Annotated in this window: 12 protein-coding genes and 1 tRNA gene; 10 read left to right on the top strand and 3 right to left on the bottom strand. The window is 43.2% G+C overall.

What is annotated here, in order from left to right:
* Positions 1-43: 43 nt before the first annotated feature.
* Positions 44-313, top strand: coding sequence for an HAD family hydrolase (locus tag ACFE93_RS25855; RefSeq protein ID WP_375477530.1), 270 nt, complete (start codon positions 44-46; stop codon positions 311-313).
* Between the two features lie 302 nt (positions 314-615).
* Here the strand turns inward: ACFE93_RS25855 and ACFE93_RS25850 are convergent.
* Together ACFE93_RS25850 and alr are read right to left on the bottom strand one after the other, a co-directional pair.
* Positions 616-697 (bottom strand) — tRNA-Leu (locus ACFE93_RS25850).
* Between the two features lie 216 nt (positions 698-913).
* Positions 914-2,101: an alanine racemase gene (gene alr, locus ACFE93_RS25845; RefSeq protein WP_375477524.1), complete on the bottom strand. Its 1,188-nt coding sequence runs from the start codon at positions 2,099-2,101 to the stop codon at positions 914-916.
* Positions 2,102-2,468: 367 nt separating this feature from the next.
* Here alr and ACFE93_RS25840 point away from each other — a divergent pair, with 367 nt between their 5' ends.
* From ACFE93_RS25840 to ACFE93_RS25815, 6 genes are all read left to right on the top strand, one after another.
* Positions 2,469-2,966, top strand: coding sequence for an HNH endonuclease (locus ACFE93_RS25840; protein WP_094349059.1), 498 nt, complete (start codon positions 2,469-2,471; stop codon positions 2,964-2,966).
* 665 nt (positions 2,967-3,631) lie between these two features.
* The gene (locus ACFE93_RS25835) at positions 3,632-4,915 is read left to right on the top strand and encodes a bifunctional oligoribonuclease/PAP phosphatase NrnA (RefSeq protein WP_375477522.1); all 1,284 of its coding nucleotides are present in this window, start codon (positions 3,632-3,634) and stop codon (positions 4,913-4,915) included.
* Positions 4,916-5,126: 211 nt separating this feature from the next.
* Positions 5,127-5,315, top strand: coding sequence for a hypothetical protein (locus ACFE93_RS25830; RefSeq protein WP_375477520.1), 189 nt, complete (start codon positions 5,127-5,129; stop codon positions 5,313-5,315).
* A complete protein-coding gene (locus tag ACFE93_RS25825; RefSeq protein WP_375477518.1) occupies positions 5,312-5,521 on the top strand; it encodes a hypothetical protein in 210 nt (69 codons plus the stop codon). The genes ACFE93_RS25830 and ACFE93_RS25825 overlap by 4 nt, the downstream gene beginning before the upstream one ends.
* 102 nt (positions 5,522-5,623) lie before the next feature.
* Positions 5,624-6,118: a phosphohistidine phosphatase SixA gene (gene sixA, locus ACFE93_RS25820; RefSeq protein WP_375477516.1), complete on the top strand. Its 495-nt coding sequence runs from the start codon at positions 5,624-5,626 to the stop codon at positions 6,116-6,118.
* A 108-nt stretch (positions 6,119-6,226) separates the two neighbouring features.
* A complete protein-coding gene (locus ACFE93_RS25815; RefSeq protein ID WP_334929456.1) occupies positions 6,227-7,363 on the top strand; it encodes a citrate synthase in 1,137 nt (378 codons plus the stop codon).
* 31 nt (positions 7,364-7,394) lie between these two features.
* Here ACFE93_RS25815 and ACFE93_RS25810 read toward each other — a convergent pair whose 3' ends face one another.
* The gene (locus ACFE93_RS25810; protein ID WP_375477513.1) at positions 7,395-7,565 is read right to left on the bottom strand and encodes a hypothetical protein; all 171 of its coding nucleotides are present in this window, start codon (positions 7,563-7,565) and stop codon (positions 7,395-7,397) included.
* Between the two features lie 85 nt (positions 7,566-7,650).
* Here ACFE93_RS25810 and nuoH point away from each other — a divergent pair, with 85 nt between their 5' ends.
* The 3 genes from nuoH to ACFE93_RS25795 all read left to right on the top strand — a co-directional run bounded on the left by nuoH (position 7,651) and on the right by ACFE93_RS25795 (position 10,149).
* Positions 7,651-8,769 carry an NADH-quinone oxidoreductase subunit NuoH gene (gene nuoH / locus ACFE93_RS25805; RefSeq protein WP_375477511.1) on the top strand — a complete coding sequence of 373 codons (1,119 nt, stop codon included), beginning with the start codon at positions 7,651-7,653 and terminating at the stop codon, positions 8,767-8,769.
* Between the two features lie 91 nt (positions 8,770-8,860).
* A complete protein-coding gene (gene ndhI, locus ACFE93_RS25800; RefSeq protein ID WP_104906370.1) occupies positions 8,861-9,445 on the top strand; it encodes an NAD(P)H-quinone oxidoreductase subunit I in 585 nt (194 codons plus the stop codon).
* A gap of 89 nt (positions 9,446-9,534) precedes the next feature.
* Positions 9,535-10,149 (top strand): NADH-quinone oxidoreductase subunit J, encoded by a 615-nt coding sequence (locus ACFE93_RS25795; RefSeq protein WP_375477508.1) that lies wholly within the window; start codon positions 9,535-9,537, stop codon positions 10,147-10,149.
* Positions 10,150-10,164: the final 15 nt, after the last annotated feature.

The raw sequence follows: 10,164 nt of genomic DNA, 5'->3' as shown, positions 1-10,164 counted from the left end.
TTTTACCAGTTTTAACCTCCGCTTTTTTCTGAGTTTGTGAGAAATTCGGGTTAATAAAGCCACAGGGTTAGCCGTCGTTTTGGCCCAGATGCAGTTATCATCTGAAAATGTAGTCGGAATTGGCGATGCAGAAAATGACTGTGATTTCCTAAGTTTTTGTGGTTATTCAGTAGCAGTTGCCAATGCTTTACCGATGCTCAAAGAGCGCGTAGATTTTGTGACTAATGGTAGTCGGGGGGATGGTGTTATCGAACTAATTGAAAAACTCATCAGCTCAGATTTAGCTGAATCAGGCTATGGTAAAAATTTATGAATGAAATTTTACGCTGTTTGGAGTGAAATGTGTACAGTGACTAATTATTTGTCGTCGTGACAAATTAAAGCTAGGTGGGAGCGATCACAGTTTTAATCCCTGTCCTAGCCAAAAAGAGTTGGAAGCTCGTCGTATACATCGCCATCAACTCAAGCTTTTAGCAAAGTGTCCAAGATGTAGACAACCTGAGTAATATAGTATTTATCCATATTTATCAGCAGTATAAAAGTGCTAATAAACATCCTTATTTAGCTTAAGCACACATGAGCCTGTTGACTCATGCAGTTTTCGACAATTACAAGTGCGGATGAAAGGACTTGAACCTTCACTCCTTTCGGAACTAGAACCTAAATCTAGCGCGTCTGCCAATTCCGCCACATCCGCATCAGTCTACTATATTACCATAAGAAATTATTTTTGGAAATAGGAATAGGGAATAGGAAATAGTAAGTGGACAATAACAAAGCAGAGCAAAAGTTGCAGTAAGTCTTCTTCCAATGCCCCATGCCCTTCAGGAGTGCTGAGTGCTGAGTGGAGAATCTCACTTCTTTACTCAGCATTCGGAACTCGAAACTCGGAACTGTTTTGCCCCATGCCCAATTACATAACTGCAACACGAGGCAGACGATGCTTGAATCCACAGAGAATTTCCCAAGAAATAGTATTTAATTGTTTTGCCCAATCGTCTGCTGAAATTTGTTCTTTTCCCTGTTCCCCTAATAAGGTGACTACTTCCCCTTCTTGGATATTGGGTATGGCACTCACATCCAGCATCAACTGATCCATTGTAATTGTCCCAATTTGCGACACCCGCTGACCGCGAATTAACGCCTGCATTTTGTTGGAAAGACTGCGAGGAACACCGTCAGCATAGCCAATTCCCACGACGGCGAGGCGAAGTTCACGGGGGGCAATAAATTGATGTCCGTAGCTAACAGCTGTTCCTGCGGCAATTGTTTTGACTTGGGTAACTCGTGCCTTAAGTTCCAAAACAGGCTTGAGGTCGATGGCATTTTGTAAATGCGGTGCTGGATAAAGTCCGTAAACAGCTAAACCTACACGTACCATGTCGTAGTGCAGTGCTGGATTTGTGAGTGCAGCAGCTGAGTTTGCCAAGTGCAAACAGTGTACTTGAATTCCCATTGCTTTGATTTGAGCGATCGCATCCTCAAATCGTTTATGCTGTTCTTCCATTGCCGTGGTATCGGGATCGTCTGCTGTCGCTAAATGAGAATAAATACTGGCAATGTCAAGATGTGGTAAGCGCTGCACTAATTGCACAAATTCGCCAGCTTGCTGCCAATTAGTTCCCAACCTCGACATTCCCGTGTCTAATTTAATGTGTACGGGTACTGGAGAATCATAATTCATCGATTCTAGGGTATCAGAAAATACTAAAGCTTGTTTAGGGCTACAGAGTGTGGGCTGAAGTTTCCATTGGGCGATCGCATGAATCTGCTCTAGTGTATGAGTTGCCCCTAAAATCAAAATGGGCGCTTGAATCCCGCCTTCTCGCAATTGAATAGCTTCTGGAACTGTAGCCACTCCCAAGCAACTAGCTCCCGATTGGATGGCAATTTGAGCGACTGTTACCGCTCCATGTCCATAGGCATCAGCTTTTACTACTGCCATCAACTGGGTACGCGGCGATAAAAACTGCACCAATTGCTTTACATTGTACGACAAAGCCTCTAGATCAATTTCAACCCAAGCTCGTTGCGAAAACCACGCGTAGGTGTCGCACTGCTGATTAGGAACTACACCAGGGATTTGTTTGCGACTTAACATTTGTACTGACTCCTATCCCGCCACGGCTAAACTTTCAAGTTATCTATCTATACACGCTCCTAAAAGCGAGATCAGATTAAATAGGAAGTTTAACCTTCAGATTGGAATTGATACAAGATGTTGCGGCGCTAAAGTAGAAGTTACGAGTTAGAAGTAAATTTTACAGTTCAACTTTTCACTTTGTTCTTCTCTACGAGACGCTGCGCGATTGTGTTAGTCTACGTAATCTTTTATTTAAGTATTAAATCTTACTTCGTGAGTTATAACTTAATTTCCAAATTCTCTCCCAAGTATAATTTCTTCTCATCTCCCTAGCAGGGTGTATTTGTGTTAATATATTGTAAAACTCATACCCTGAGCGCAAATAATGGGGAAGGTTTTAGTCTTAAACGCCTCTTACGAACCTCTCAATATAACGAGTTGGCGTCGTGCTGTAGTTCTTTTAATCAAGGGCAAAGCAGAACGCGTGGAACACAACGGTAAATTTCTGTACACGGATTTTCCGTTGCCGACCGTGATCCGGTTGCGTCATTATGTACGCGTTCCTTATAAAGAAATCCCTCTAACTCGCCGAAATATATTGCACCGTGATGGTCATGCCTGTCAATACTGTGGTTACACAGGAGATGAGTTGACGCTAGACCATGTAATACCGCGATCGCGCGGTGGGGGCGATACTTGGGAGAATATTGTTACCGCTTGTGTCCGTTGCAATGTCAAAAAAGGCAGTCGGACTCCCCACGAAGCTCACATGCCTTTACGTCATCCTCCGCGCCAACCTTATAGTAGTCTCTATTTCGAGGTCAGCAAACATCTTAAGAGTGGACTACACACAGAGTGGCAAAAGTATGTTATAGGTCTTTGAGTAAAAAATTAGAGGAGCAAAGGCAAAAGAAGAAATACCCTCTTTCTTTAAGACATAGCCAATAACTTTTAGTAGTTATGGAGTGTTAAAAATTGATGGCTATATAGCTTGCAACGAAAGCAATTGCATCAACTATCAAGCTTTCAAATTTGTTGTATGTATACAGAGTTTCCCCTTTGCTCTTTATCTTCACTGTCTTTTGCCCTTTCCATTGGACTTTACTCTAAATTCTTAGAATTTTCAAAGGGGATACGAAACACGCGTTGTTCATCAAAAATAATTGTTAATTGCTCAATAGTCACAATAATGAGAATACTAAGCATAAGAATATTTCAAAGAACGAGGACTAATCCTAAAGTATAAGATAGAAGGTAGACCCTAAGTTAGATAAAAATCACCCAGGTTCAATTTACGAAAGAGAAAAAAACTCCTAAAACATATTTATGCTGCCAGATACAGCCCGATATCCTAAACTTCCTTACTGTATGCCCTTTAGTGGAAGTTAGTTGATTGTTAAGCGCTGTTACTGACAAGAAATATACTTAGATGTATAGTGCAATGTCTTGAGATTTTTGCGAAGATCATAATAATGTGGCTAAATTCAGTGAATTGCTGCTCGTAGTATTTCTGAATTAAAGGAGCCTTACACTTTAAAAAAGTTCCCTATGTACTTTAATTCTCCCGTTACTCAGTTTGAGAGTTTGTCATTGACCACAGAGCCAAACCCAGAGGAACCTGAAATCGAGAAAGCGCCAGTGGAAGTTGCATTTAAAAGTCCGTCATTACCGCCATCGGTAGGTGATGGGGCTATATATCTCGGTCAGCGTGGTAATTCTCTGGCACAACAAAAGTCAGAAGAACTGCAAAAAACCCTTTTGGCACACCGACACGATCGCCAACTGGTAATTCTGCAAGATTTTCCTGACCCTGATGCCCTTTCCTGTGCCTGGGCTTACCAGTTAATTGCCCAGCAATATGATATCAAATGTGAAATCATTTATGCTGGCGCATTGAGCCATCAAGAAAATATTGCCTTGGTAAGGCTGACTAATTTACCTATCCAACGCTGGACAACGCAAACCTTGAAAACCAAAGATTTGTCATCTTATCAAGGTTTTGTATTAATTGACAACCAGGGAACCACTTCACAACTACTGTCAGCGGTGCAGCAGGCTGGAATTCCTTTAGTGGTACTCATCGACCATCATAGTATCCAAGGCGATCTGCAATCAGAGTTTGAGGATATCCGTCCTTATGTAAGAGCGACGGCAACAATTTTTACTCAATACCTCCAAACGGGATTATTGGCATTAGATAGCAGCATAAATCAACACGTCAAATGTGCTACTGCCTTGATGCATGGCTTGCGATCGGATACAAATCGGCTCATGCAAGCCCAAGAAGAAGATTTTATGGCAGCGGCGTATTTAAGCCGATTTTATGACGCCCAACTGCTGAATGCCATTTTACAGGCGAACCGTTCCAAGCGGGTAATGGATGTGATCGAGCGATCGCTCAAAAACCGCATCGTCCAAAATAACTTTTCTATTGCTGGTGTTGGTTACTTACGCTACGAAGACCGTGATGCCATCCCCCAAGCGGCTGATTTTCTCGTCACTGAAGAAAACGTTCACACCGCCGTAGTTTACGGTATTGTTCACGATGAAGACGAAGAATTAGAAATAGTCATTGGCTCCCTAAGAACCAGCAAACTTACGCTTGACCCTGATGAATTTATCAAAGAAGCTTTTGGGCAAGATAGCACAGGGCGCTTTTTCGGCGGTGGAAGAACAAGCGCAGGTGGCTTTGAAATTCCGATGGGCTTCTTATCTGGCAGCAACGAAAATTCTGCTTATGCGAAAATGAAATGGGAAGTATTCGACGCTCAAATTAAGCAAAAACTGTTGAGGTTAGTTAATCCTAGAGATAATCCGATTCAGTCGGAGTAGAGAGATATCAAGGAGACGCGGAGAACTCCTAACTAATGTAGTAGTCAAAGTGTTTGGTCAGATAGCATCCCTTCCCGATTTTTGATAAAAGTCGGGAATTTGAGTTTTATAAAGAATGCTGAACTAAATAAAAGTTAACTTGCGCCTACCTGAGATAAGTGAGAAAAAACTAAAGAAGGAAAAGAAGGAATTAAACAACAAGCAGGTTATAATGAACGTCGAATTCGCTGTTAGTCTACTTTCACCAGAGGATTTCGCCGCATTTAGTACCTGGTTTGCAGAATTCGATGCAGCAGCTTGGGATAAACAGATTGAAAAAGATGTGGCTGAAGGTCGGTTAGATGCATTGGCACAGAAAGCACTCAAACATCTTCGAGAAGGGCGTTGTACTGATCTGTGAAACATCGAGCAACCCCAGATTTTTGGTATTACTATCGCCAGTTACCAATTGATATCCAAGAGCTTGCTGATCGATGTTACGAGTTTCTTCAAGAAGATCCCAAATATCCATCATTGCATTTCAAAAAAGTCGGTCAGTTTTGGTCAGTGCGTATTGGTATATATTATCGGGCGCTTGCTGTAAAAGAAGATGATAATTTTGTATAGTTTTGGATTGGATCACATCCAGAGTATGACAGATTGCTAAGTGGTGGATAGCGTTCTAACATTGCCTAAGAGCAGCCTAACTGATCACTCATAGTACAAAGTATGGAACTATACTTAATTCGTCATGGCATTGCCGAAGACAAGGGATTAGGCATCAAGGATGAGGAGCGTAGCCTTACCAAGGAAGGAAGGCAAAAAACTGAGAAAGTTGCCCAGAAACTTGTTAAATTAGGTTTAAACTTTGATTTAATTCTCACCAGCCCCTTAGTGCGGGCCCGCCAAACGGCTGAAATCCTGATAGCAGAAAAACTAAGCTCCCAGTTAGAGGAATCTAGCCACCTCGCCCACGACGGTCAAATTTCTAGTTGGCTAAAAGACTGGTTAGAACCGAGGAATTATTCCCAAAATACCCAACTGGCGCTCGTTGGACACGAACCTGATTTGACCAAATGGGCAGAAATTCTCCTGTGGGGGGAAGTCAAAGCAAGCTTAGTCTTGAAAAAAGCAGGTATGATTGGGATAAAACTACCAGAAACAGGTTCTCCTCTGGGTCGTAGTCAGATGTTTTGGTTGACACCGCCCAAGTACCTGCTATAACAGTTTTTCAACATTTTCGATTGTTGTTAGAACGGCTACTGTTATGGCGACAATAAATTTCTGGTAAGTTAGCTTGATCAGATATTTCACAAAGCGAATGGTGTTGCCATGATGGTGTGTGAATACAAGCCTGGTTTAGAAGGCATTCCCGCCGCTCAATCAAGTATCAGCTATGTTGATGGGCAAAAGGGAATACTAGAATATCGTGGCATTAGGATTGAGGAATTAGCAGAAAAAAGTACATTCTTAGAAACTGCTTATCTCTTAATCTGGGGTAAACTGCCAAGCAAGGAAGAACTGGAAACATTTGAGCATGAAGTTCGTTACCACCGACGGATAAAATACCGCATTCGAGACATGATGAAATGCTTTCCAGAAAGCGGTCATCCAATGGATGCCTTGCAAGCCTCCGCTGCTGCTTTAGGCTTGTTTTATTCGCTCCGCGATTTACATAATCCTGTCTATATTCGAGATTCGGTGGTGCGCCTGATAGCAACCATTCCCACAATGGTGGCGGCGTTCCAACTGATGCGAAAAGGCAACGATCCTGTACGTCCCCGTGATGACTTAGACTACTCCGCTAACTTTTTATACATGCTCAATGAGCAAGAACCCGATCCTCTGATGGCGCGGATTTTTGATATCTGCTTGATACTTCAGGTCGAGCATACAATGAATGCTTCCACTTTCAGCGCCAGGGTGACAGCTTCCACCTTAACCGATCCTTATGCTGTGGTTGCTAGTGCCGTCGGAACTTTGGGCGGGCCTCTGCATGGTGGAGCCAATGAAGAAGTAATTCAGATGTTGGAGAAAATTGGCTCTGTTGAAAATGTCCGTCCCTACATAGAGGACTGTCTGCAAAGTAAATCTAAGATTATGGGCTTTGGACATCGTGTCTATAAAGTTAAAGACCCACGAGCCACAATTCTACAAGGACTAGCAGAGCAACTGTTTGAGAAGTTTGGCCATGACAAGTTCTATGACATTGCTCAAGAAATGGAACGAGTGGTAGAGGAAAAACTCGGTAGCAAGGGGATCTATCCCAATATTGACTTTTATTCCGGTTTGGTGTATAGAAAGATGGGGATTCCCACAGACTTGTTTACGCCAATATTTGCGATCGCCCGTGTTGCCGGTTGGCTAGCCCACTGGAAAGAACAACTAGCAGAAAACCGGATTTTCCGTCCTACACAGGTTTACAACGGTCATCACGAAGTTACTTATACCCCCATTGACAAACGGTAAATGGGCATTGGGCATTGGCAAGAGAATTACTTCAATTTCCCTCTGCTTGCCTGCTCCCTTGCTCCCCCGTTTCCTCAATAGCCAACCTCAATGCCAACCATAAGTAGAAGTTCTCATCTCGCTTCAGAGTGCTAAAACCATCCAACGATATACTAGGCATGGGAATTGGCAACAAATCTTCAATCGGGCGCGATCGCAGCAAAAATTAAAAATGGGTGAATTTACAGGTATTAATTTAACTAATAGTTGTAAATCACCATGACTCGATGTCTTAAAGAGCACCAAACATGAATTCAGGAATTGACCTCCAAGGAACTTTTATTGAATCCCTCCGGGATTTAGGTATACCACCAGGAACAGCCAAAGCGATTTGGATGCCGCTACCAATGATACTGATGCTGATTGGGGCGACAGTAGGGGTATTAGTTGCTACTTGGCTAGAACGGAAAATTTCTGCCTCCGCACAGCAGCGAATTGGGCCAGAATACCAAGGGCCTTTTGGGTTGCTGGTACCTGTAGCGGATGGTCTGAAGCTAGTATTTAAAGAAGATATTGTACCAGCCAAGTCTGACCCTTGGCTGTTTACCCTCGGCCCCATAATTGTTGTAATTCCGGTGTTTCTGTCGTTCCTGATTGTGCCTTTTGGACAGAATATCGTAATTAGCAATGTGGGCATGGGCGTATTCTTGTGGATTGCCTTGTCAAGCATTCAACCCATTGGCTTGCTGATGGCTGGCTATGCATCTAATAACAAATACTCCCTCTTAGGGGGCTTGCGAGCAGCAGCGCAATCTATTAGTTATGAAATTCCTTTGGCGCTGGCAGTGTTAGCGATCGCTATGATGTCTAACAGCCTCGACACCGTTGATATTGTCAATCAACAGTCTGGCTACGGTATTCTGGGCTGGAACATTTGGCGACAACCAATCGGTTTTCTGATCTTTTGGATAGCCGCCCTCGCTGAATGCGAACGATTACCCTTTGACTTACCGGAAGCGGAAGAAGAAATCGTTGCCGGCTATCAGACTGAATACTCAGGTATGAAATTCGGTCTCTTCTACCTGGGTTCCTACGTTAACTTGATCCTTTCTTCCCTACTAGTAGCGATTCTCTACCTGGGCGGTTGGGACTTTCCCCTTCCCCTCAACCTCATCGCTGGTTGGCTGGGAGTCAGTGAAGTAAATCCCGTGTTCCAGATAGTAACTGCGGCTTTGGGTATCACCATGACCGTGTTCAAAGCCTATTTACTAGTGTTTGTCGCCATCCTGTTGCGCTGGACAGTGCCACGGGTACGGATTGACCAACTGTTAGATTTAGGATGGAAGTTTTTGTTGCCAGTTGGTTTAGTTAATCTGCTATTAACCGCCGCCCTGAAACTAGCCTTTCCCTTCGCTTTTGGTGGTTAGTCATTAGTAGCATACACAAATGACTAATGACGAAAGACAAAGGACAAGGGACAAATAAGGCTGATAGCTTGAAAAGAGAGAGTGAAACACAATGCTAAAGTTCCTAAAACAAGTTGGTGATTACGCCAAAGAAACGGTACAAGCCGCGCGTTACATTGGTCAGGGGCTTTCTGTCACCTTTGACCACATGCGGCGGCGTCCGATTACTGTACAGTACCCTTACGAGAAACTAATTCTTGGCGAACGGTTTCGCGGTAGGATTCATTTTGAATTTGATAAGTGCATCGCTTGCGAAGTTTGCGTTCGCGTTTGTCCAATTAACCTGCCTGTAGTAGATTGGGAATTCGACAAAGCCAGCAAAAAGAAAAAACTCAACCACTACAGTATTGACTTTGGAGTTTGTATCTTTTGCGGTAATTGTGTGGAATTTTGCCCAACTAACTGTCTATCTATGACAGAAGAGTATGAGCTTTCTACTTATGATCGCCATGAATTGAACTACGACAACGTAGCGCTAGGTCGTCTGCCCTATAAGGTAACAGATGACCCAATGGTTACACCACTGCGCGAACTAGTTTACCTACCCAAAGGTGTCCTCGAACCCCACGGACTACCTGCGGATGCACCGCGTGCAGGTGCACGTCCAGAAGACTTGGTAGAACAAACAGAAAAATAAATGTCATTTGTCATTTGTCCATTTTCCTTTCCTAATGACCAATGACCAATGACTAATGACCAATGACAATTGACTAAGGACAAAAAACAGTGAATCTAGCAGAAGGAGTACAGTTAGTATCGCTTGGCATACTAGGCGTGATGATGATTGGGGCGGCCATTGGTGTGGTGCTGTTCTCCAACATCGTCTATTCTGCCTTTTTGCTGGGGGGTGTGTTCATCAGCATAGCGGGAATGTACCTGTTGCTAAATGCTGATTTTGTTGCAGCTGCACAAATACTAATCTATGTTGGGGCGGTTAACGTGTTGATTTTGTTTGCCATTATGTTGGTGAACAAGCGACAGAACTTTGTAGCATTTCCTAACTCATGGGTGCGTAAAGTACTTACGGGTGTAGTTAGTGTAGGATTGTTTGGTCTTTTAAGTACGATGGTTCTAGCTACTCCTTGGGCGTACTCAACTGCTCCTGTAGCGGGTGGTGAAAGTTCTATAGTTTTGATTGGAGAGCATTTCTTTACTGACTTTTTACTACCTTTTGAACTGGCTTCTATTTTGCTGCTGATAGCTATGGTAGGAGCAATTATTTTGGCACGTCGTGAGTATTTGCCAGACCTATTGACACCATCCCAACTGGGGCAAACTGTTTTGACTTTGCAAGAACGCCCTAGAGAACTAGTATCAACAACCAGTGAAACAAAAGAGTAAGATTTGCGACCTGAG

Source organism: uncultured Nostoc sp. (genome assembly GCF_964247315.1).
GTDB lineage: Bacteria > Cyanobacteriota > Cyanobacteriia > Cyanobacteriales > Nostocaceae > Nostoc.
Note: the sequence above shows the minus strand (reverse complement) of the source record. Positions and strands in the feature narration are given on the sequence as shown.